Genomic DNA, 22456 nt, shown 5'->3' on the forward strand with positions numbered 1-22456 from the left:
AAAATCAGATAGACAATTTTCGACAGTATATATCAATAAAATTTCCTGTCAAATGACTAACGTTAATAGAGGAAGCGTTGTTTGTCATGTTTTGCGGTGCTTTTGGAAAAGCTCTTTTCATTTTGGCAAAAATAGTCTATACTACCATTAATATACTTATTAAGGGTGAAAAGGGGAAATGTTATGAAAAATGACAGTTGTATTTTTTGTAAGTTGGCATCAGGAGATATTCCATCTGCTACACTTTATGAAGATGATGATTTCCGGGTTATCTTGGATTTGAGCCCTGCTTCGAAAGGGCATGCATTGATTATTCCGAAAGAACATTACCGGAATCTATATGATCTGGATGAAGGCCTTGCGGCTAAAGTGATGGTGTTAGCGAAGAATATGATAACCAGGCTTAAGAATGTGTTGGACTGCGACGGCTATAATATTGTACAGAATAATGAGGAGGCTGCGGGACAGACGGTATATCATTTTCATATGCATCTGATTCCGAGATATAAGGGTGATAGTGTTGGTTTGGGTTGGAAAATGGGTAAACTTTTACAAGAAGACAAAGAAGAAATATTAAAAGGGTTAAGTTAGTAACCGGGGATAATATGTGGACTGAGAATTGTGAATTTGACGAGATTTATGAAGAATACAAGAATCTTGTCTTGAAGGCAGCGTATACATATTCAGGCAATTATTATGTAGCAGAAGATATCGCTCAAAGTACGTTTCTACAATTATATATTTATTATGATAGTTTGAATCATAGTAATATAAAATCGTGGCTATATACAACTGCTAAAAATCGTGCATTGAATTATAAAAAGAAAGCAAACCGCGAGATACTGAGTGATGAAGTTATAGAAGATGGCTATTATATTCAGGAAACCGCAGGGAGTGCCGAAGATGAGTTCATGGAAGAACTGAAAAATTTAGATTGTTCAGAGCTGCATGGGCGCATTTTTGCAGCGCTGCTTGAGAAAAATCCCAGGTGGTATGAAGCGATTTCCCTGGTATATTATCTTGAGGTACCACAGGCAAGAGTCGCAGAAGAATTGGGAATACGTTTAGAGGTACTTCATAGTACATTGCATAGAGCTAAAAATTGGATAAAGAAAAAGTTTGGAGTAGAATATGATGAATTAAACCAGCTTTAAGAAAACAGGTGCTGTTTTGCCACCTGTTTTCTTAGACGCGTTCCAATTATTTCAAACTGACTTTTTCTATAAGTTCTATAATTGTATCAATGGAGTCCTGCTGCCTTGAGTCCCGCATTGCATCCATGTAGGAGCTGCGGTTATCATAAAGGCTCCGGACGGATTCGAGAAGTGCTTCTTTTGTAAGGTCTTCTTCTTCAAGTACCATGCTGAAACCCTGCCGTTCGAAGGAACGTGCGTTTAAGATTTGGTCACCGCGGCTGGCATGTGAGGAAAGTGGAATCAGGAGATTTGGCTTTCTTAAAGCGAGCAGCTCACAAATTGCATTGGCACCGGCCCTTGAAATTACAATGTCTGCCAATGAGAATATATCCCGAAGTTCATTTTTGATATATTCAAATTGCTTGTAGCCTCTCATACTATCCAGAGTATCATCTACTTTACCTTTACCGCAGAGATGGACAATCTGGAAGCGCTCTAAAAGTTCAGGAAGCGCCAGACGGACAGCATTATTCACAGCTACGGAACCGAGGCTTCCTCCGATTACAAGAATTACAGGCTTATCTGCAGAGAATCTGCACAGATCCATAGCAGCAATCTTGTTTCCAGATAATAATTCCTGCCGTATAGGGGAACCGGTTAAAATGGATTTTTCTTTCGGAAGAGAATCAAGAGTTTCGGGGAAATTACAGCATATTTTAGTAGCAGACGGGATTGCAAGCTTATTAGCCAGCCCAGGCGTCATATCAGACTCATGTATAATGGTAGGAACCTTACAGCGCCTGCCAGCCAGTACAACCGGAACAGACACAAAACCGCCTTTAGAAAAAATAACATCAGGCTTTAATTCTTTAATAATAGAATGAGCCTCACTAAATCCTTTTATGACACGGAAAGGGTCCGTAAAATTCTGCGTGCTGAAATAGCGGCGGAGTTTTCCGGAAGAAATACCGTGATAAGGGATACCGAAAGGTTCAATCAGTTCCTTTTCAATCCCTTTATAAGAGCCTATGTATTGGATATCATAGCCCAATTCCCTTAGCCGGGGGATGAGAGCAATATTGGGGGTAACATGTCCGGCGGTTCCTCCGCCGGTAAGTATAATTCGTTTCATGATGAAAAACCTCCAGATTTAAATATTTATATTATGCTTAAAAATTTTAAAGTTATGCTTGCATAAAATGAATAAAACACATATAATTTCATATTAAACTTATTTAATAAAATGTCAAGAAGAAGTAACAATTAAAACAAGAGGAATAAGAATGGAACAAAATAAGAGGATATCACTGCGAGAAGAAGTAGAGAAAGAGGCCAGAGAAATAGAACAGAAAATTTCTGACAATCCCGATCTTAAAGACATGAAAGTGTCGGAGAAGATGGAAAGGGAGCTTTTCCTCCGAATTAAAGAATACGAGAAAAAACGTGCGGAGAGGCAAAATACCGAAAGTATTACACCGGAAATTTCGAAAGAGGTTGCTTCAGGTTTTACTGAAGGAACAAGTTATAGCGCCGAAAAATTTTTGTCTGAGGAAGACAGAAGAGCTCTACTGCTTGGCAGAGAATTAATAAACAAGGAGAAAGGAGGGGAACATTTATGTGAGGTAAATAAGGAATACCACAAACATCTCAATAAAAATGAAAAAAGTAATGGGAAGAAAGCTAAAGTATTCTATATGCCCCGTAAAAAACGAATTATTGCTGCACTTGTGGCAGTTTTAGTTCTGCTGGTGGGAACGAATATGACAAGTATAAGTAGTAAGTCATATTTGAAAGGATTATTTGATGGATTGCTAGGTAATCAAAGCAGAAAAGTTCTAAATGTAAAGGATATGGAAAAACAGCCTACCGAAGATGGTGAAAAAATAACTGCTTTTACGCAGATTACGGAGAAACTAGGGGTAGTGCCTGTCCGTTTTGGGTATCAACCGGAGAACATGAACTTAGAGAACCTTAATATTGATGAAGAGCAAAAAAGTGCACAATTATTTTATAAATATAATGGACAAGTAATCCGTTATACAATTTATTTAAATGATTCTGAGTCATCTTTAGGGCAGAAGCAAGAAGATATATTAAAGGATAGGTTTAATATTGACACGGACAGACAAACAATAGAGGTAGAAGAATATGAGATTCAAGAGCCTGCAGTAAACAGGTTTATAGCAAACTTTTCCTATAAGGGGGTAAATTATCAATTAAAAGGTATATTTAGTAAAGAAGAATTCACTAAAATAATAAAAGAGTTAATTTATTTTGATTAAAACGCGTAAGTTTTTGAGAAGATGATTGTTTAATTATTAAGGAGATGTACAAATGAGAAAAATGGTGAGGAAAAAGTATTTAGAGGTTCTGTGCACTTTAATTGTGTTTTGCAGTATATTTTCTATATCTTTAATGAATGTTAAAGCATCAGGTTATAATAAGCTTCAGGTAGATGGTTCCTACTTAACTATGGACGATACTTCCACAGGGAGTACTAATGGTGGGATAAGTACTCGAGGAATTCATATGATGGACGGGGAATGTTCTATTACTAAAGCAGGGAGTGGGAAGATATATGCGTATGCCGGAACAACTGCAAATCATGATGTTGATTATCTTTCTGTAGTTATGTATGTTGATCAATACAATGAAGCAACTAAGACCTGGAGACAGATTTATTTTCAACAAGCCAGTGAGTATGATACATATTTTGTTTGCACAAGTAAAACATTGAATGTAGAGAAAGGCTACTACTATAGAGTATGGGCTACACATGTTGCTGGAATGCAAGCGACTCCACCATACGAAGAAGCCACCTCCGCAACAGATGGAATCTGGATAAATTAACTCTATTTAGCCCATAACCCATTTTACTTTGAGCAATTGAAGCAGCTACCGCTGGTGTACCACATAACAGGAGAAACTATTAATCGAATAAATTATAGAGAAGACCTGTACCGAGAAAACACCACAAATTTTTTTAAATGTGCTACACCTGGTAGTTGCTTCAATTGCTCAAAGGAAATATTTTTCATTTTAATGAGATAAGAGTGTGTTTGAAAAATCATTGTTCCAATCTGCGCACTCTAATAAAAAGGCAATCGGATTATTCTCCGGTTGCTTTTTTCAATGCTTCTGCGAGTTGGTCAGGACAAGATGTTTTTTTGTATCCGCAACGGATTCCTTCTATCTTGGAAATGGCTTCCCTGACATCCATACCGTCTATGAGACTGGAAATACCTTGAAGGTTACCGTCACATCCGCCGACGAATTCTACATTTCTTACTTTATCGTCTTCAATTTCAAAATTTATCACTTGGGAACAGACGCCCCTTGTTTTGTATTGCATAGTGTATTCCTCCTGTAACAAGTACGATGGGACGTACTTAAATGAAATTCTGGTGTTTTACAGAATACGAAAATTATAACAGAACGGGCTGGAAAATACCAGTATATTTTTGCGTATTGAACTTTTTATGTACTATTTTTCGAGTGATTTTCCTATAAAATGACAAGAGCTTTCTGAAGGTATTCATAAAAATGTGGTTCTAAATGCTTTGTTAAATTTAAGGATTGAGGATGGACATGCTTTCTTATATTCTGAACTCTGAAATATGCATGTTTCCAGTTAAAATCATGTGCCGGTGACGAATTATGTAGAACGGTTTTTGCGCAGAACGGGCAAAGTTAGGCTATAATAAGCTCACACAAAAAAAGGTAGTTGTGGCACAACCATAAAAACAGGAGGTCTTAGTTATGTTAAAAAATTTAATAGCAGACACCAATATCATTTTCTATTTAATGATTGCAGTCGGTGTCATCGGGGTACTGGGTAAAATTGTAAATCAATTTACTCTTCGCCGTATGGTAAGGGCGGCAGGCAATATGTCAAAGAGTACACACAAACTGATGAAGCTCGTGCGGGCAAAATATGAACATGCATGCATGATACACGATACGGTAGATAATGTAGGTGCATTTGTAGGAAAATACATATATGAATACCGGGGATTTCTCTTCCGGATACACACATGGAGACAGTTACAGATACAGAGCATTTGGTTTTCCGGAGGTCTGGCAGCTTGCGGAGCATTGGGGAATTACATAGTAAATGGATTTTCGGAGGGAACGTACCGGTATATTGCGGTGGGGGCAGCAGAGATGATTGCGCTGTTTGTCATTAGTCAGCTGTCCGACGAAGCATATAAGATACAAGCAGCGAAGAATTATATGGTTGATTATTTGGAAAATGTCTGCGCGCACCGTTACAAAAAGGCAAAACAGACTGAAAAAGATAATATAGATGTGATAGGTCCCGAGAGTGCAGCAAGAGCGGCTGCACTTAAAGAAGACCCGGGGCTGTCTATTAATATAGAGGGTGAGCCAAGAAGAGTGGAGAAGGGGGAAGCTGCAAGACAAGTTATCCGCCGTACGGTAAAAGAAAAAGTGGAGGAGGATGAGCAGCCGGTACTAAAAGAAGAAGCAATTCGCCAAATATTAGAAGAGTTTTTAGCTTGATTAAGAAGGATATATTTGGTAGAATTAGATATGCTTCTTGAGCTGCTAATGTTCAAGAAGATATGAAAACATATACAGAGAGGAAGGGTAAACAATGGCTAAGAAAGTTACATTTGATTATTCAAAGGCGAGTAGTTTTATTCAGGAACATGAGTTGGAATATATGAGCGAACTGGCTGCACAGGCCAAGGACAAGCTTGTTGCAAAGACAGGGGCAGGAAATGACTTCCTGGGGTGGATTGACCTTCCGGTTGATTATGATAAGGAGGAATTTGCACGTATTAAGAAAGCAGCGGAACAGATCCGCAGCGATTCTAAAGTGTTACTGGTAATCGGTATTGGCGGTTCTTATCTCGGAGCAAGAGCAGCAATTGATTTTCTGGGGCACTCATTTGCAAATATCGTTTCTGAAGAAATTAGAAAGTCTCCAGAGATTTACTACGTGGGTAACAGCATCAGCAGTACATACATAAAAGATTTAATAGACGTAGTGGGTGACAGGGATTTTTCCATCAATATGATTTCCAAATCAGGAACTACAACAGAGCCAGCCATCGCCTTCCGTGTATTTAAGGATATATTGGAAAAAAAATATGGAAAAGAGGGAGCAGCAAAGAGAATTTATGCAACCACTGATAAATCCAGAGGCGCTTTGAAGAATCTTGCTACAGAGGAAGGATATGAGACTTTTGTAGTACCGGATGATGTTGGGGGACGTTTTTCAGTATTGACAGCAGTGGGCCTCCTTCCAATCGCGGTGAGCGGCGCAGACATCACAAAGCTGATGGAAGGTGCTCAGACAGCAAGAAAAGAAGCACTGGAGAATGATTTTGCAGAAAATGATGCCCTGCAATATGCGGCAGTCCGCAATATTTTGCTTAGAAAGGGCAAGACGATAGAAGTTTTGGCTAATTACGAGCCAAGCCTGCACTATGTATCTGAATGGTGGAAGCAGTTGTATGGAGAAAGCGAAGGTAAAGACCAGCGGGGCATTTTCCCGGCATCAGTAGATTTGACGACCGATCTGCACTCCATGGGACAGTTTATCCAGGATGGAAATAGAATTTTATTTGAGACAGTTCTGAATGTGGAGGCTTCCCAGGCAGAGCTTATCATGAATGAAGAACCGGTTGACCTGGACGGATTGAATTATCTGACAGGAAAGACGGTAGATTTTATCAATAAGAGCGCAATGAATGGAACAATTCTTGCCCATACAGACGGCAATGTGCCGAATCTGTTGGTGACGATTCCGGAGCAGACAGAGTTTTATTTGGGGCAACTGTTTTACTTCTTTGAATTTGCAGTTGGCGTAAGTGGATACTTACTCGGCGTGAATCCATTTAATCAGCCAGGTGTAGAGAGTTATAAGAAGAACATGTTCGCTCTTTTAGGTAAACCAGGATATGAAAAAGAAAGAGAAGAGTTATTAAAGAGACTATAAAATAGTATGGATTGTAGGAAGTTCTAGTAGACAGAGGCCTTAGAATCAGAGGCTTCTGTTTTTCTATATGATAAAATTAATAGACGGAGGACAAAGAAGATGAAAGGATTAAGGCACAACCGCAAGGTATGGATTATTATAATAATTATTTTAGTATTTGCAGTGGGTATAGGGGCCGGTATAGTGACGGGAACCATGCTAGTGAAAAAAGAAACGAAAAGCACAGATAAAACAACATCTGTGAATGAATCAAAAAATGCCGGAGATAAGAAGGATGACATAAATTCCGGTACAGGCGATAGTACAAAAAACGATACGCTGGATGGCGGAGAAACAAATGGAGGGGACGATAAGAAAGATAATTCTCAGGATGATGCCCAAAACCCATCCCAGGATGACAGCATGCCAGATAATAGTGGAAGTACTTATGATGCGTCTATTCCTGGGGATGATACAGGAATTCACAGATATGAATATATTCTGAGTGATGGCACATGGCAGGAAGCTTTCCAGGACTGTATTGACCGTGGGGGGTATCTTGTCAGAATCAACAGCTCAAGTGAATATGAATATATCAGAAAAGAAATCAGCAAACAGAAGATGACGAATATCTTTTTCCACATTGGCGGAAGAAGAGACAGTAGTTCTTCAGATTACTACTGGGTAAATGAAGATTACAAGCTCTTTGGAGAAAAGTTAAATTCTGATGATAGCTGGTGTTCCGATGAATGGAAAAAGGGAGAGCCAAGCTATAAGGACGGCAGTCTGGAAGAGTTGTATATGGACTTGTTCTTCTTTGACGGAGAGAAGCGATTCGTATGGAATGATATTCCTGATAATATGCTGGCTGCAGAACCGGCTTATTCAGGAAAATTAGGGTATATTTGTGAATACGAGAATTAGGCCGGAATAGAAGGATATTCCTAAAAGTATTTATAAAAAAGGCGTATTAACTTGCCTGAACCGAAAAAATATAGTAAGATTAACTCCTGAAGGAGTTGATATGCAAATGATGTACTGGATTATTCTTATAGTCTTGGCAGTTCTGATTTTAGTTACTATAATCGCGACAGTAGTAACAATAGTAAAAGAGAGAAAAGAATACAGGAAATATGAGCTTGATGAAGAGTATGACATAGAAGAAGATGATTACGAGGACAAGAGACCGGCCAGAAGGCGCAGAAGGCCAGGTACACAGCAGGAGCTGGAAGATGACGATTTGGATGCAGGTGCTGAGAATTCATCAGGAAAGAAAAGACGCTGGAAGATTATTTTAGAAGACACCGATACCCAGGAGCGGTACACCTATATTTTCTATGATAATATTGGAATTGGCAGAACCACAAAAGAAGTGGCTTTTGAGGAATTTTTATCTCTCACCAATGACAGGAAGATTTCTAAGGTTCATTGTGCAATTATACGAAGGAAGGATAAATTGTACCTCAGGGATGAGGGTTCAAAGAACCATACATTCTTAAATGGCAAGAAGATTCAGAAACCTATTGTGATTCAAAGAGAGGATTTTATTTCGCTGGGTGAGACAGAACTCGAAGTTATTAAAATTCTTAGAGAGACAAATTAATTTAAGGCGGTGCCTGACAGGGTACTGCCTTTTTAGACCTTACGCAGAGGGGGTTGTGGCTTGAGAGGGAAATTTCCCAATTTACATCTATTCTTTATCATGCTAAAATGATAAGCAGTAACGAGTTAATAAGTATGTTAGGAGGATTAATCATGATAAAACTATATGAAAACGGTGTTTATTTGAAAAATGGCACTGAAATAGTTGAAGATACAGGCAATATTACCATTCCTGTTACGAAGGAAGAAGCAGCTCAGAATACCATTGCCTATGGAATTCTGAAGGATCATAATACAACATCTGATATGGAGCGTTTGCAGATAAAATTTGATAAGCTCACATCACATGATATAACATTTGTTGGAATTATACAGACGGCCAGAGCTTCAGGACTTGAGAAATTCCCGGTTCCCTATGTGCTGACAAACTGCCATAACAGTTTATGTGCGGTAGGTGGTACAATTAATGAGGACGACCATATGTTTGGCCTGACCTGTGCAAAGAAGTATGGCGGAGTTTATGTACCTCCTCATCAGGCCGTGATTCACCAGTATGCCCGTGAGGTACTTTCAGGGGGCGGTAAGATGATTCTTGGTTCAGACAGCCACACCCGTTATGGCGCTCTTGGAACAATGGCCATGGGTGAGGGCGGACCGGAGCTTGTAAAACAACTTTTGAACAAGACTTATGATATTAACATGCCAGGTGTTATCGGTATTTACCTGGATGGGGAGCCAATGAAAGGGGTGGGACCTCAGGATGTTGCACTGGCAATTATTGGGGCAACATTTGGAAATGGCTATGTAAATAATAAAGTGATGGAATTTGTAGGACCGGGTGTGGACAAGTTAAGTGCCGATTTCCGTATGGGCGTTGATGTTATGACAACGGAGACTACCTGTTTGTCATCCATTTGGAAAACGGATGACAAGATTCAGGAATACTATGAGATTCACGGAAGAAGTGAGGATTATAAAGAGCTGAATCCGGGATCTGTTGCGTACTATGACGGCATGGTTTATGTAAATTTAAGTGAAATTAAGCCTATGATTGCGATGCCGTTCCATCCAAGCAATGTATATACAATCGATGAAGTAAATGCAAATCTGAAAGACATTTTACATGATGTGGAAAAGAAAGCAATTGTAAGCCTGGGCGGTGCAGTAGATTATTCACTGCAGGATAAGATTGTAAATGACAGGCTTTATGTAGAACAGGGAATTATTGCAGGATGTGCAGGCGGCGGATTTGAAAATATTTGTGCTGCGGCTGATATTATAAAAGGAAAGAACATTGGACATGATGAATTTACATTCAGTGTATATCCGGCAAGTACGCCAATTTATATGGAATTAGTGAAAAATGGTGCAGTTGCTGACCTGATGGCAGCAGGTACAGTTGTGAAGACAGCATTTTGCGGACCATGTTTTGGTGCGGGAGATACACCTGCCAATAATGCATTTTCTATCCGTCATTCAACGAGAAACTTCCCGAACCGTGAAGGCTCTAAGCTCCAAAGTGGACAGATTGCATCTGTTGCGCTTATGGATGCACGTTCTATTGCAGCCACAGCGGCTAACAAAGGATTTTTGACACCTGCTACAGCTATAGATGTGGAGTATAAGGGACAAAAGTATCATTTTGATAAGAGTATTTATGAAAATCGCGTATTTGACAGTCAGGGTGTTGCTGACCCAAGTGTAGAAATTAAATTTGGCCCCAATATTAAAGATTGGCCTAAGATGTCTGCGTTACCCCCCAATTTGGTTCTGAAGGTAGTTTCTGAGATTCATGATCCGGTGACGACTACTGATGAGTTGATTCCTTCAGGGGAGACATCTTCCTACCGCTCCAATCCTCTTGGACTTGCGGAGTTTACACTTTCCAGAAAGGACCCGGCTTATGTAGGACGTGCCAAAGAAGTACAGACAGCACAGAAGGCAATTGAGGAAAATACATGTCCATTGGATGTGCTGGAAGAGTTAAAGCCGGTAATGGCAAAGGTCAGAGAATTTTATCCTGAAGCAGGAGAAGGAAACCTTGGTGTAGGAAGTACCATTTTCGCTGTAAAACCAGGAGATGGCTCTGCAAGAGAACAAGCCGCTTCCTGTCAGAAGGTGCTTGGCGGATGGGCAAATATTGCAAATGGATATGCAACAAAACGCTATCGCTCTAATCTGATTAACTGGGGAATGCTTCCTTTCCTAACAGATGCAGACCATGAAAACCTGCCATTTAAAAATGGGGACTATATCTTTGTTCCTGATGTAAGAAAGGCAGTGGAGGATAAAGCAGATGTGATAAAGGCATATGTTGTAGGAGACAGCCTGAAAGAAATTGAATTCCGCCTTGGTGAACTCACAGATGCAGAAAGAGAAATTATATTAAAAGGATGCCTTATTAACTATTATAGAGATTAAAGTATTTGGAAGGGGATTAGACCTTTTCTAAGTTAAAATAATAAATAGGCAGAAGCCGCTGGTCTTGATGATTAGCGGCTTCATTTGTTATAAGTTTTTTGTAAACATTTTGAATTGAAAAATATCTTGTCATAAGTAATTTATTATATTATGATAGATACATCAAGCGGCAGGCGCTCTTGCCTATATCAAGCCGCGAAATCTTATCCCGGCGCTTCATGTTCGAAGCATAATCCGTGAATAAAAAACTGAATAATCATTTTAGAAAGGAAATGCCTATGACAAAAAAATTACAAGAGTATTTTCCAATGCTTCGTACAAGAAATGAGATATTAAACGAAATTGGGAAAAAAGAGGAACTTCTGGTATTGTTTGATTCATGGAAGGAGGAACAGCAGGAAGAGTTTTTAGATTTCTGCTCCGGGGCCAGAGGAGTAAAGATTCTTTATGATTCATTTTTCAAAGAGATATTCAGCCCTGAATATCACCCCGAACGGGTGGAGCGGTTTCTTAGTCTCATTTTATGCCGTAAGGTAAGAATTATACAAATTCTGCCTAATGATTCTACCCGTATCGCAGATGAATGTACACTTTTGATTACTGATATTGTAGTGGAGCTGGAAGACGGAAGCATTGCAAATATTGAAATCCAGAAGATTGGTTATGCTTTTCCGGGTGAACGAATCGCATGTTATTCGGCGGACATGCTTCTGAGGCAGTATAAGCGGGTAAAGGGAAGGAGAAAAAAGAATTTTACATACCGGGATATCAAGACCGTATATACGATTGTATTATTTGAGAAAAGTACAAGAGAATTTCATGAAGTAAAAGGACAGTACATTCACCGGGGAAAACAAATTTTTAATACGGGACTTCAGCTGAATATGCTGCAGGAGTATGTGTTAATCCCACTTGACATTTTCAAAAATAGCATGCACAATAAAATCATAGAAAGTGAGTTAGATGCATGGCTGGCCTTTTTAAGTTATGATGAGCCGGAAAAAATTGCGGAGCTGTTGGAAATACACCCGGAATTTAGAACCATGTACGAAGAAATCTATCAAATGTGTTTGGATATTGAAGAGGTGATGCACATGTTTTCAAAAGAATTGCGGGAACTGGATAGGAATACGGTTCGATATATGATTGAAGAGCAGGAGAAGGAGATAAAAGAGCAGGAGAAAGAGCTCAAAGAGCAGGGTATCAAAATACAGGAGCAGGGTACCAAAATACAGGAACAAAGTGCTGAGATTGCAGCGCTAAAGGAAAAGCTGGCATCTATTTTAGGTGAATAGAAGAGCGGAAAACATTTAGGGGCCAGTGTATCGGCCCCTTGATGTTTCTATTCTTTATGGTATGAGCATAACCTTTACGGCATTTGGATCTTTTTCAGCAACTTGAAATGCTTCCGTCCAGTCTGCAAGATCAAATTTGTGAGAAATCAGACCATCTGTTTTAATCAGCCCGGATGCGATTCCCTTGATAACAGCGGGGAAGGTAAGTGCGGAAAGATGAGATCCAATAATAGTGAGTTCTTTTCCATCACCGATTGTATTCCAGTCTGCGGTTACTTCTTCTGCAAATACACCCATCTGAATATAACGTCCCAGGTTCTTTAAAGAATCCATTCCCTGTGTAACGCTTTTGGGGCTTCCAGAAGCTTCTACATATACATCACAGCCAAGTCCACTGGTCAGTTTCATGATTTCTTCCACTACATTACATTCCATTGGGTTCAATACTACATCAGCTCCGAAGTCTTTTCCCATCGCCAGGCGGTTTGCTTTGACATCAATACCGATAACCAGTTTTGGGAGGCAGAGAGAGGCCATATTAACCATGGATAATCCAATAGCTCCCAGCCCTGCAATAACCACGACATCACTGTGCTGGATATTGGCACGTTCTATGGCGTGCATACCGCATGCGATGGGTTCAACAAGGGCAGCCTGTTCAGGGGTGAAGTTTTTAGGAATTTTATGGTTCAGGCAGTTTTTATCCAGCTTTACGTATTCTGCAAAGCCGCCGTTTGCGTACTGTTTGAATCCAAATACTGCCGATCGTGTACACATCCAGTATTTTCCCTCCCGACAGAATTTACAGGTTCCACATGGAATAATCTGTTCAGTAACAATGGTATCACCTATTTCAAATCCTTCAACATCGTCAGCCTTCTCAACGATTTCACCGTAAAATTCATGTCCGCCAATGCAGGGAGCTTCAATGTACCGGTTCTCTTCAGAAGTTCCCCAGATACGGATTCCCCCATGGTATGATTTAACATCACCCGCACAGATACCGCAGCCTTTTACTTTGAGCAGAATTTCTCCGTCACTGATTGTTGGAACCGGAACGTCCTCATAACGGTTATCATAAGGTGCGTAAGATAAGAGTGCTTTCATTGTTCTTTCCATAGATGTTCTCCTTCTTCTTATTTAGCATAAATTGTATCATAGTATTCCTGTGCATTAGATGAATCAATTACCTCAATTGGCATGTACTGGTCTTTTTCTACATCTTTACCTTCAAGCAGGTCAGAAGTAATGTCCACCAGAGCACGTCCGTGTGCTTTTCCGCCGCCCAGGCTGACAGAGGATTTCTGAGGTTCGCCATTGATGATGTTCAGGATTTCATTTTCTGTAGCATCAATTCCAAACAGGCCGATAGAGTTAAAGTCTGTGATTCCTGCAGATTTGATTCCTTCGTTTCCGCCTACACTTCCGCCGCCGCCGATACAGCAGATCGCCTTGATATCAGGGTGAGCCTGAAGGAATGTCTCAGCATTTTTAACACCTTCCTCAGAGGTGAGTGCGGAAGCAGTTGCTACCAGCTTTGTATTTTTTGTATTTTCCTCAATTCCGGCTTTGATTCCGTTTGCACGTTCAATAATCTCAGGAAATTCAGGTAAATCCATCAGTGCCCACTCTACGACTTCTTCGTCACCGTAGTTTTCATTAATCCACTCAGCAGCACGCTCTCCGCATGCATATCCTGTATTATACGGATCTACAAGGTACTGTGCATCACAGTTCTCGAGAGTCTGTGTATAACCTACAACATAAATTCCGGCATCTTGTGCTTTTTTTGTTACATCTGCAACTGCATTTGATTCTACTGCGCAGACAATAATAGCATCCATATCGCCCTGGATAAAGTTTTCAATCTGTGTCACCTGTTTTGTAGCGTCACTTTGGGCATCCACATATGTAACGGAAATTCCTTTTTCCTTTGCATAGGCCTCTGCCTCTTTCACAAGTTCTGCCCATACAGGGTTACTCAAATCAGAAAATGTAATGCCTACCTTGTAATCCCCGGAGCTTTTGGTGTCTTTTGATGCTGTTTCAGTGGAACTGCTGTCTTTGCTGCTGGTATCTGAGTCCATGCTGCACCCGGTGATAGTCCCTGTCAAAAGAAACATCGCTGCAAATACACTTAAAATTCTTTTTTTCATATCTTTTCCTCCTAGAAATAAAATATTATTTTGTCTTCATCCCCTTGCTTATGCTACTTAGGTCTGGCTTTTTCAGACCTTATGTTGCAAAGTACATCCTGCCGGCTTAGTGAGGTTCTTTCGAACTTAGCGGTCATGGATGTTTCTTTATTAAAGGGGGAATACACTAGTTATTATTTGCATTGATTGCCTTAATACGTTTTACACGTTCGCTGTTTGTGCGTGACATTGTATCATAGATAACTGCGATAAGCAGGATGCATCCTTTGATAACAAGCTGGATATATTCACTGACATTCAGGAGAAGCAGTCCGTTATCCAGTACGCCCACAATCAATACACCAATAAATGCTCCAAGAATTGTACCTTTTCCACCACTGCTGCTGACTCCGCCCAGTACACAGGCAGTCAGTACATTAAACTCAAATCCGGCACCGGTTGCAGACTGGCCGGAATTCAGGCGGGAAAGCTGCAGGATTGCTCCGATTGCAGTGAAGAATCCGCACATACTGTAAACAATGATACGGATTTTCCCGGTATTGACACCGGATAACTTAGCGGCCTCCTCGTTGCTTCCGATAGCGTAGAAATACCTTCCGTAGTAAGTCTTGTTTAGAATGAATGCGCCAATCAGGATAATCACAACCAGGAAAATCAGGGAAACCGGAATCCCCAGTATATTGCCCTGCCCCAGGAAAGAAAAGCTCCTTGGAAATCCAAACATGGGGAGTCCTCCTGAAATGAGGTAGCTGATTCCATTTAGTATGGTCATCATGGATAGTGTGACAATCAGAGGTGCAACACCGGTTTTTGTAATAATCATTCCGTTGATGAGACCTATCACAGTGCCTATCAGCATGGAGATTAGTACTGCGAGCAGCCAGTTTACGCCGGCCTTAGTCATCAGGTAGGAACAGATAATTCCAACCAGTGAAATCTGATACCCTACAGACAAATCAATTCCGCCTGTAATAAGTACAAAGGTAAAGCCTACAGAGCAAATACCCAGGGTTGCAATTTGTTTGGCTATGTTAAATAAATTGTTTGCTTTTAGGAACTGTGGGGAAAGGATACTGAATATCAGGAACATGACAACCAGTACAAGAAAAATCCCAAGTTCTTTTGATTTAAATAGTTTCTTACTTTTATTCATTTTCGTCACCTCCGGCAGATTTAGCTAAAATAGATTCCTGAGAAATGGAGTCTCTGTCCATAATGCCGGTCATCCTTCCTTTACATAAAACTACAATTCTATCGGACATTCCAATCAATTCTTCCATATCAGAGGAAATCATAATGATTGCCTTGCCATCATCGGCCAAGTCGTTCATAATCTGATAAATCTCCTGTTTGGCTCCTACGTCAATTCCTCGGGTAGGTTCATCAAAAATCAAAATATCCGGGTTCATTGCCAGCCATTTTGCAAGAACAACCTTCTGCTGGTTACCGCCGCTTAGATTTTTTGCTTTCTGATCCATACTCGGTGTTTTTGTGCGGAGGCTTTCGATGTATTTTTCAGTAATCTCTGTCTCCTTTTTATGATTAATCACGCTATGGCTTGACCAGTCTTTTAAGCTTGGCATGGTGGTATTTTCCTTGATTGTCATATCAAGTACAAGCCCCTGACGTTTCCGGTCCTCAGGTACCAGAGCGATACCGGCTTTAATGGATTCCATACAGTTCTTCGGTTTCAGGCTTTTGCCGTTCAGAATGATTTCACCTTCCGTAATCTCTTCATATCCGAATAAGAGTTGTGCAAGCTCTGTACGGCCTGCGCCAATCAGTCCTGCCATACCCAAAATCTCACCCTTTTTTACATCAAATGAAATATCTTTGACACCATTGCCCGAAACATTTCTGATGGAAAGGATTGTTTCCGTAGCATGTTTGGCACGTACAGGATAAGTTTCTGTAAGCTCCCTGCCTACCATTAAGCGGATTAACTCTGCTTTATTCGTATCCGCCGTATTGACTGTGGTGATGTATTTTCCGTCACGCAGAACAGATACACGATCAGACAGACGGAAAATTTCTTCCATTCTGTGTGAAATATAGATAATGGTAACACCTTGTTCTTTCAATGTATCTACAATTTTGAACATTGCTTCCACCTCGGAGGTGGTCAGCGGAGCAGACGGCTCATCCATAATCAGGATTTTTGCATCTTTTGAGACCGCTTTGGCAATTTCTACAATCTGCTGGTATCCGGTAGTCAGGTCTGCCACCTTGACGTTGGGATCGATATTCACCTTCAGACGCTCGAAAAGCTCTTTTGATTTGTTGTACATGGCTTTGCGGTCCAGGACCATGCCGTTCATAAGGAACTCACCCATAAAAATATTTTCAGCCGCAGACAAGACTGGTATCAAAGTAAACTCCTGATAAATAACCGCAATACCATTTGCTCTTGAGAGTGCAGGTGTCATATGCTCATAAGTTTGCCCGTTTATTTCGATAGTACCTTTTGTTGGCTGGATTGCACCGGAAATTGTTTTAATCATGGTTGATTTACCGGCGCCGTTTTCACCGACTATGGCGTGTATTTCCCCCTCTTGGAACTGGATGTTTAAATCGTCCAGAGCTGTTACGCCAGGGTACATCTTGGATATATGATTTAGCTTGAGAATCATATCGCCTTTCATGTTCTCCCTCCCTTTTCCTTTCGTTTGCTAGTATCAATTATACTCAGGGGTGCCGGGGACAACAATGCACCAAAATTTAGATATGGTGTCAAAAATTATTTAATTTGTATAAAATTGGGATATATATTCGATATATATATAACAAAGTGAACAGAAAATGAAGAGGGGCATTTTTAAGCCCCAATCCTTATTTTTACATAAGCTTAAGATATTGCCTGTAGAGATATAGAAGTTCTTCCCGGCCAGCGTCATCATTACGAATATCAGCTTCAGCTTTTCCATGATTGACAACCAGAATCCGGTCACAAACAGCAAAGAGTTCTTCAATATTCGAGGAGATGATGAGGGCCGTAGTATCTAGCCCGCTCAGGCTGCGGATGTCATCATAAAGAAATTCTTTTGAAGTGCTGTCGATGCTTTTGGTAGGATTTAGAATTACAGCAAGTTCAGGGCTTGTGGACAGCATTCTGCAAAAATAGATTTTCCATCTCAGAATGATGTCTGCTTCAATCTGGGATTCAGAAATATAGATGCCCTCATAATCAACAATATAGCGGCTCATTAGTTCCCTGGCACAATATTTTAGTTCAGATTTATTCAAGATTCCGTAGAGTCTGCTGTTCATTTTTAAGGCAGGAAACATAATATTTTCCTCCAGGGTCAGGTTAGGGAAGATGGCGTTTTGTTCTGCAAGAGAAGCAATACCAGTACTGACAGCATGTTCCGCAGACTTCAGAACAATAGGCTGCTGCCGGAAATATAAAGTACCGGAATCTGGTTTTCCCCTGCCTTGAAGCAGATGATTCACTGCATTTCCGGAATGAGTCCCTACATTTAAGACACCGGTAATTTCATTGCGGAAAACCTGAAAGGAGAGGCCCCGCAAAATATTTTGATAGTAAATATTCTGCATTTCCAGCAAAACTTCGTTATGACGCAGTGGTTCAGGAATGTGGGGTTTGTCTTTTGCAGCAGGCTTTGTGCCCAGCATCAGAGCAGTGATAAGATTGTCGTCCATATTTCCTTTATCCAGTACAGCCGCTGTTTGACCGCTGCGCATGACGAAAAGGCGGCTGCAATAACGTTTCAGACAGCGGATACGGTTGTCGATTAGAATGATCCCTATATGCAGAGAACACAACATTTGAAAGAGCATTTCAAATTCATCCAGGGCTGTGGCTGAAAGTGTATTGAGAATATCATCCATTACAAGGATTTTAGCATCATAATATACGGCACGCGCCATCTCAACCAGAAGTTTCTCTTTTTGGGTGAGAGTGCTGATTTTTTCATGAATATTCACCTGTATTCCAAGCAGCTCCAGCATTTCCCGGCACTGTGCCTCTGAGTCCCTGGATTTAATGATTATTTGGCCTGGGTTAGGCCCCAGAAGAAAATTCTGCCAGATTGTAAAATCAGTAATTAGTGAGGAATGGCGGGAAAAGTAGTAAATACCTGCCTTCCGTCCTTCTTCTATGGATGTAATGGAGACTTCTTCCTCTTCAATATAAATATGCCCCGAGGTAATCGGGGCAGTCCCAACTATACCACCAACGAGGGCGGTTTTTCCTGCATTGTTTACACTGGTGATACCGATGAGTTCGCCTTGAAACAGGTTGAGCTTTGCATCATCCAGTATTTTTTTAGAAGAACGGTAAGTGATGATATGCTCCATTCTAAGCAGTTCTTTATTCATAGATATTCTCCTGTCTGGCAGCCTGTCCGGCAGGCAGTGCCGGAAGGACAAGTTCGGTAGATGTGTAGACATCGGGAGTGCTTGTGAGGCAGATTCCGTATTGGTCTCCAAATTTTAACTTAATCTGTTTATTTATGTTCAGAAGCGCGATTCCTACATGATAGCGGGTATGCTCTTTTGAAATAGGCGCACGGTAATTTAGCAGCCTTTCGTTAAGGTAGTTCAGCTTTTCCTCCTTAATGCCTACTCCATTATCTGTGATTGACAGTACAAGGCGTTTTTCCGTTACGTAGCCCGAAATAGAAATCCTGCCTCTCCCGTATTTACTTTCCAGACCATGCATAATGGCATTTTCCACAATTGGCTGAAGGGTCATATTTGGAATAAGATACTGATCCATGAGGGATTCCGGGATATTATACTCATAATCGAACCGGTTGCTGAAACGAAAATTCTGTATAGTAATATAATTGCGCACATTTTCAAATTCATCCCGCAAAAGCAGCATCTGTCCCTCTTTGGCAATCATACTCCTGAAAAGGCAGGACAGAGATTCAGTCATGGTGGCAATTTCACTTACCCCGTGAATGAGAGCTAATCCCCGGATAGAGTCCAGGGTATTGTAGAGAAAATGTGGATTAATCTGAGTCTGAAGCGCATACAATTCCGTTGTCTGAATCCGGTTTTCTGCTTTCCGCGCCTGTTTATCTATCTCTTTTTGAATCTGCAGCATGTCCAGAAAATTCTGTTCCAGTGAGGATTTCACAAAGTGTTTATCAAAAGGTTTTTCTAAATTCATATTGGTGAGATTAGCATATTCCTTTAACACATCCTCCAGGTGAAGAAATGGGGAGATAATATAAACGTAGTCGATAATTCCAAGCATTACTGTAACCAGAACCAAAGACAGAAGGGTAAGCCTTGTATAATAATTTTCAGGGATTGATGTCAGCAGGTTTTTGCTGAGCTGGAACCGGATAATCAGGGTGTTTAACAGCAGGACACCCAAAGGCAGGGTAATATTAATAATGAGGATTAAGAATAGGTTAGCACTGTCAAGCTTTCTGTTCAGGCGTGATACATTATATTTATACATTCCGGATACCGCCCTTTCTAACCTGCATTCCGGTTTCTGTAGTCTGTTGGAGTGATTCCAAAGGTCTTCTTAAAGAGCTTGGAAAAATATTTGGAGTCCTGGAAACCGGAGAGTGAAGCCACTTCATTAATATTGTATTTTACCTGCCTTAACAGCTTTTTAGAGACTTCCAGACGGTACTGGTTCAGGTAATCAAGGAAATTGGTGCCTACTTCCCTCTTAAAGAGCACGCTAAAATAGACCGGGCTCAGATTGACCAGTTCAGCCATTGAAGTCATAGAAATATTACTCTGATAGTTTTCTGCAATATATTTTTTTGCAATACGGATAGCAGGGTTACAATCCTGAGAATCCTCGCTGATATATTGGGTGATATAGGAAGCCATTTGTTCCGAGAGGGCATCGGCAAGCATCCGTCCGGTAAATGCCCAGCAGGAGTTTTCCGCCAGTTCGTTTTCAAATTCCTCATAAGACTTTTTACATAGGTCTATTTTAACGATATAATCATAAAATTTTCTGTGTAAAGCCAACGCAACCTTATTATAAATCAGATTATCCTGATATTTGTAATCCTCTGCATAAGAAAAAAGATTTAAAAGCTGCATCTTGATGTTATCAGCTCCAAGGCTGCGGAGGGCATCATTCCATTTTTCCATAGCTGTATTTGTGAGAATAATCTGTGCAATACCGGGGTCTTCTTTCAAGTCAGAATAAAAAATCAACCTTTGAGTTCCCAGGGCAATTCTTGCCTGAATGCAGCTATCAGCGCTAAGCAGGCTTGAACTGGCATCGCTTAACTTGTGCACGGGGGCTCCAATTCCTATGGTAAGCAGGATATCTTCAAATTTTTTCAGAATATTGGAAACATAAGAGAAGATTTCTTTTAACAGCCCCGGGAGCTCCTGGCGGCGTTCATCTGGATAATTACAGATGATGCGGAGAGAATCGGGGGCCGGCTGTATCAGTATTTCGTGGCACAGATCTGCCGCAATCTTGAGGAACTGCTCTTGAATGCGGCCCAGCAGTGTTTCTGTAAAGCCGGAATCCAGCCGGGTATAACGGGAATCCAGTTTTAGAATGATACCACAGTAGAAGCCGGAGCGGAATTTGGTAAAATAGGAGCTGTTAACGGCATCTTCAGATAACCCGTCAGCCGGAAGCTTATTTTGAAAAAATGACTCAATGAAATAGTCATGGATTTGCCGGTGACTGGCATTAAGCTCGCTGCTCAAAGCCTGGTGAATGTTTTCAGACTGCCGTTCACTTGCCAGCTTCTGTCTCAGTTTATCCAGAATATGTTCCATTTCCTCTTTATTAATAGGCTTAATGAGATAATCTTCTACGTTATATTTCATTGCACTCTTAGCATATTCGAACTTCTTATGCCCACTGATTACGATAAATTTAATCTTAGTATTAATCTCACGGAGTTTCTGCATAAAAGTGATACCATCATACCCGGGCATGCGGACATCAACTATGACAATGTCCGGCTGTATCCTCTCTACCTCTGTCAGAGCATCTATTCCATTATTTGCGCTCCCTGCCACTACCATGTCATATTTTTCCCAGTCTATCAAATTCTCTATCAAAGAGATGATAAGGCTTTCATCATCCACAATCATGACCTTATACATAAATGTGCCACCTTTCGAAATTTGTAACTATTCAGAAGAACATAAATATTTTCGAGCCTGCCCTCTGAACCGCTACCCTTATTTTAAGGGATAAAAATATAATGGGCAATAGAAAAAATAGTGGATGTCTGGACAATAATGGGATAAGATGAAAAAAGAGGAAGAAAAAAATTTCTTTGTTTTACCTGCAACAAAATATAAGATTTTTTACTCTTATATATACAAGAACGAAACGGATATCTTGTTTCGTTTTCATTCATGAATGTAAATAACTTTGTCCTGGAATTACAGGGCGGGAGAGGAGGGGCAGATGTCTGATTATGAAAATTTATCGGAATTAGTATTAATACGGAAGTCCCGGCAGGGAGATGTGAAAGCATTTTCAGAGCTGTATGTGAGGATTCACAAGGAATTATATAAGTTTGCGCTGTATACACTGAAGCATCCTCAGGATGCGGAGGATGCGGTAAGCGAAGCTGTCATAGCGGCTTATGAGAATATCAGCGGACTTAAAAAAGAGAAATCTTTTCGAAGCTGGATTTTTCGGATTTTGAGCAATCAATGTAAGAAGCGGTTCAGGGATGTTCCGCAGATGGAAGAGCTTGAGACGGAGTTGCCGGCACCGGAGAGGGATTATGCGGGGTCACATGATGTGCGGAAGGCATTCGGCATATTAAACGAAGACGAGAGGATGATTGTGGCATTTTCAGTATTTGGGGGCTATCAGAGTGATGAAATTGGGAATATGATGGATCAGAACCCCGCCACAGTCCGCTCAAAGAAGACCCGCGCAATGGAAAAAATGCGCAGGGTTCTACAATAGAAAGGGGT

At 40.6% G+C, this 22456-nt stretch carries 20 protein-coding genes; 11 read left to right on the plus strand and 9 right to left on the minus strand.

The annotated features are described in order from the left end of the window. Positions 1-183 precede the first annotated feature (183 nt). Both A8805_RS13590 and A8805_RS13595 read left to right on the plus strand, forming a co-directional pair. The gene (locus A8805_RS13590; RefSeq protein WP_109712033.1) at positions 184-591 is read left to right on the plus strand and encodes an HIT family protein; all 408 of its coding nucleotides are present in this window, start codon (positions 184-186) and stop codon (positions 589-591) included. A 14-nt stretch (positions 592-605) separates the two neighbouring features. After that, positions 606-1154 (plus strand): RNA polymerase sigma factor, encoded by a 549-nt coding sequence (locus A8805_RS13595; RefSeq protein ID WP_109712035.1) that lies wholly within the window; start codon positions 606-608, stop codon positions 1152-1154. Between the two features lie 46 nt (positions 1155-1200). Here the strand turns inward: A8805_RS13595 and A8805_RS13600 are convergent, their stop codons facing one another. Continuing rightward, positions 1201-2268, minus strand: coding sequence for an undecaprenyldiphospho-muramoylpentapeptide beta-N-acetylglucosaminyltransferase (locus A8805_RS13600; RefSeq protein WP_109712037.1), 1068 nt, complete (start codon positions 2266-2268; stop codon positions 1201-1203). Between the two features lie 151 nt (positions 2269-2419). On the opposite strand from A8805_RS13600, the gene A8805_RS13605 reads away from it, so the two are divergent. Beyond that, a complete protein-coding gene (locus A8805_RS13605; protein ID WP_109712039.1) occupies positions 2420-3418 on the plus strand; it encodes a DUF4367 domain-containing protein in 999 nt (332 codons plus the stop codon). A 52-nt stretch (positions 3419-3470) separates the two neighbouring features. Continuing rightward, positions 3471-3986 (plus strand): DUF6147 family protein, encoded by a 516-nt coding sequence (locus A8805_RS13610; protein WP_242992396.1) that lies wholly within the window; start codon positions 3471-3473, stop codon positions 3984-3986. 259 nt (positions 3987-4245) lie between these two features. Here A8805_RS13610 and A8805_RS13615 read toward each other — a convergent pair whose 3' ends face one another. After that, positions 4246-4488 carry a TIGR03905 family TSCPD domain-containing protein gene (locus A8805_RS13615; RefSeq protein ID WP_109712041.1) on the minus strand — a complete coding sequence of 81 codons (243 nt, stop codon included), beginning with the start codon at positions 4486-4488 and terminating at the stop codon, positions 4246-4248. Between the two features lie 407 nt (positions 4489-4895). Between A8805_RS13615 and A8805_RS13620 the strand changes: the two genes are divergently transcribed. From A8805_RS13620 to A8805_RS13645, 6 genes are all read left to right on the plus strand, one after another. Continuing rightward, a complete protein-coding gene (locus tag A8805_RS13620; protein ID WP_109712043.1) occupies positions 4896-5657 on the plus strand; it encodes a hypothetical protein in 762 nt (253 codons plus the stop codon). Positions 5658-5751: 94 nt separating this feature from the next. Further along, the gene (locus A8805_RS13625; protein WP_109712045.1) at positions 5752-7101 is read left to right on the plus strand and encodes a glucose-6-phosphate isomerase; all 1350 of its coding nucleotides are present in this window, start codon (positions 5752-5754) and stop codon (positions 7099-7101) included. Between the two features lie 99 nt (positions 7102-7200). Continuing rightward, positions 7201-8004 carry a C-type lectin domain-containing protein gene (locus A8805_RS13630; protein ID WP_109712047.1) on the plus strand — a complete coding sequence of 268 codons (804 nt, stop codon included), beginning with the start codon at positions 7201-7203 and terminating at the stop codon, positions 8002-8004. A gap of 106 nt (positions 8005-8110) precedes the next feature. After that, positions 8111-8683 carry an FHA domain-containing protein gene (locus A8805_RS13635; RefSeq protein WP_109712049.1) on the plus strand — a complete coding sequence of 191 codons (573 nt, stop codon included), beginning with the start codon at positions 8111-8113 and terminating at the stop codon, positions 8681-8683. 152 nt (positions 8684-8835) lie between these two features. Further along, positions 8836-11103 carry a hydratase gene (locus A8805_RS13640; RefSeq protein ID WP_109712051.1) on the plus strand — a complete coding sequence of 756 codons (2268 nt, stop codon included), beginning with the start codon at positions 8836-8838 and terminating at the stop codon, positions 11101-11103. 278 nt (positions 11104-11381) lie between these two features. After that, the gene (locus A8805_RS13645) at positions 11382-12398 is read left to right on the plus strand and encodes a PD-(D/E)XK nuclease family transposase (RefSeq protein WP_109712053.1); all 1017 of its coding nucleotides are present in this window, start codon (positions 11382-11384) and stop codon (positions 12396-12398) included. 54 nt (positions 12399-12452) lie between these two features. Here the strand turns inward: A8805_RS13645 and A8805_RS13650 are convergent, their stop codons facing one another. From A8805_RS13650 to A8805_RS13680, 7 genes are all read right to left on the minus strand, one after another. Further along, on the minus strand, positions 12453-13517 hold the full coding sequence (locus A8805_RS13650; protein WP_109712055.1) for an alcohol dehydrogenase catalytic domain-containing protein: 1065 nt from the start codon (positions 13515-13517) through the stop codon (positions 12453-12455). A 17-nt stretch (positions 13518-13534) separates the two neighbouring features. Then, positions 13535-14554, minus strand: coding sequence for a sugar ABC transporter substrate-binding protein (locus A8805_RS13655; protein WP_109712057.1), 1020 nt, complete (start codon positions 14552-14554; stop codon positions 13535-13537). Between the two features lie 166 nt (positions 14555-14720). Further along, on the minus strand, positions 14721-15707 hold the full coding sequence (locus A8805_RS13660; RefSeq protein WP_109712059.1) for an ABC transporter permease: 987 nt from the start codon (positions 15705-15707) through the stop codon (positions 14721-14723). After that, entirely contained in the window at positions 15700-17196 is a 1497-nt protein-coding gene (locus A8805_RS13665) for a sugar ABC transporter ATP-binding protein (protein WP_109712061.1), read from the minus strand. The genes A8805_RS13660 and A8805_RS13665 overlap by 8 nt, the downstream gene beginning before the upstream one ends. Before the next feature lie 193 nt (positions 17197-17389). Beyond that, positions 17390-18892, minus strand: a complete 1503-nt coding sequence (locus tag A8805_RS13670; protein WP_181392843.1) for an ATP-binding cassette domain-containing protein — start codon at positions 18890-18892, stop codon at positions 17390-17392. Continuing rightward, positions 18885-19988: a sensor histidine kinase gene (locus A8805_RS13675; RefSeq protein WP_109712065.1), complete on the minus strand. Its 1104-nt coding sequence runs from the start codon at positions 19986-19988 to the stop codon at positions 18885-18887. The genes A8805_RS13670 and A8805_RS13675 overlap by 8 nt, the downstream gene beginning before the upstream one ends. A 17-nt stretch (positions 19989-20005) precedes the next feature. Continuing rightward, a complete protein-coding gene (locus A8805_RS13680; protein ID WP_109712067.1) occupies positions 20006-21625 on the minus strand; it encodes a response regulator transcription factor in 1620 nt (539 codons plus the stop codon). A 310-nt stretch (positions 21626-21935) separates the two neighbouring features. On the opposite strand from A8805_RS13680, the gene A8805_RS13685 reads away from it, so the two are divergent. Next, complete coding sequence (locus tag A8805_RS13685) at positions 21936-22448, plus strand: RNA polymerase sigma factor (RefSeq protein WP_109712070.1); 513 nt, start codon at positions 21936-21938, stop codon at positions 22446-22448. The last annotated feature ends 8 nt before the right edge of the window (positions 22449-22456 follow it).

Origin of the sequence: Faecalicatena contorta (assembly GCF_003149105.1) — a bacterium.
Taxonomy (GTDB): domain Bacteria; phylum Bacillota; class Clostridia; order Lachnospirales; family Lachnospiraceae; genus Muricomes; species Muricomes contortus_C.

What these genes read in the sequence shown, in the direction of transcription:
- A8805_RS13595 (WP_109712035.1), top strand. Translation starts at nt 606, where the DNA reads ATGTGGACTGAGAATTGTGAATTTGACGAGATTTATGAAGAATACAAG.
- A8805_RS13685 (WP_109712070.1), top strand. Translation starts at nt 21,936, where the DNA reads ATGTCTGATTATGAAAATTTATCGGAATTAGTATTAATACGGAAGTCC.
- A8805_RS13665 (WP_109712061.1), bottom strand. Translation starts at nt 17,196, where the DNA reads ATGAAAGGCGATATGATTCTCAAGCTAAATCATATATCCAAGATGTAC.
- A8805_RS13590 (WP_109712033.1), top strand. Translation starts at nt 184, where the DNA reads ATGAAAAATGACAGTTGTATTTTTTGTAAGTTGGCATCAGGAGATATT.
- A8805_RS13610 (WP_242992396.1), top strand. Translation starts at nt 3,471, where the DNA reads ATGAGAAAAATGGTGAGGAAAAAGTATTTAGAGGTTCTGTGCACTTTA.
- A8805_RS13600 (WP_109712037.1), bottom strand. Translation starts at nt 2,268, where the DNA reads ATGAAACGAATTATACTTACCGGCGGAGGAACCGCCGGACATGTTACC.
- A8805_RS13615 (WP_109712041.1), bottom strand. Translation starts at nt 4,488, where the DNA reads ATGCAATACAAAACAAGGGGCGTCTGTTCCCAAGTGATAAATTTTGAA.
- A8805_RS13630 (WP_109712047.1), top strand. Translation starts at nt 7,201, where the DNA reads ATGAAAGGATTAAGGCACAACCGCAAGGTATGGATTATTATAATAATT.
- A8805_RS13620 (WP_109712043.1), top strand. Translation starts at nt 4,896, where the DNA reads ATGTTAAAAAATTTAATAGCAGACACCAATATCATTTTCTATTTAATG.
- A8805_RS13650 (WP_109712055.1), bottom strand. Translation starts at nt 13,517, where the DNA reads ATGGAAAGAACAATGAAAGCACTCTTATCTTACGCACCTTATGATAAC.
- A8805_RS13660 (WP_109712059.1), bottom strand. Translation starts at nt 15,707, where the DNA reads ATGAATAAAAGTAAGAAACTATTTAAATCAAAAGAACTTGGGATTTTT.
- A8805_RS13640 (WP_109712051.1), top strand. Translation starts at nt 8,836, where the DNA reads ATGATAAAACTATATGAAAACGGTGTTTATTTGAAAAATGGCACTGAA.
- A8805_RS13635 (WP_109712049.1), top strand. Translation starts at nt 8,111, where the DNA reads ATGATGTACTGGATTATTCTTATAGTCTTGGCAGTTCTGATTTTAGTT.
- A8805_RS13655 (WP_109712057.1), bottom strand. Translation starts at nt 14,554, where the DNA reads ATGAAAAAAAGAATTTTAAGTGTATTTGCAGCGATGTTTCTTTTGACA.
- A8805_RS13645 (WP_109712053.1), top strand. Translation starts at nt 11,382, where the DNA reads ATGACAAAAAAATTACAAGAGTATTTTCCAATGCTTCGTACAAGAAAT.
- A8805_RS13670 (WP_181392843.1), bottom strand. Translation starts at nt 18,892, where the DNA reads ATGAATAAAGAACTGCTTAGAATGGAGCATATCATCACTTACCGTTCT.
- A8805_RS13605 (WP_109712039.1), top strand. Translation starts at nt 2,420, where the DNA reads ATGGAACAAAATAAGAGGATATCACTGCGAGAAGAAGTAGAGAAAGAG.
- A8805_RS13675 (WP_109712065.1), bottom strand. Translation starts at nt 19,988, where the DNA reads ATGTATAAATATAATGTATCACGCCTGAACAGAAAGCTTGACAGTGCT.
- A8805_RS13625 (WP_109712045.1), top strand. Translation starts at nt 5,752, where the DNA reads ATGGCTAAGAAAGTTACATTTGATTATTCAAAGGCGAGTAGTTTTATT.
- A8805_RS13680 (WP_109712067.1), bottom strand. Translation starts at nt 21,625, where the DNA reads ATGTATAAGGTCATGATTGTGGATGATGAAAGCCTTATCATCTCTTTG.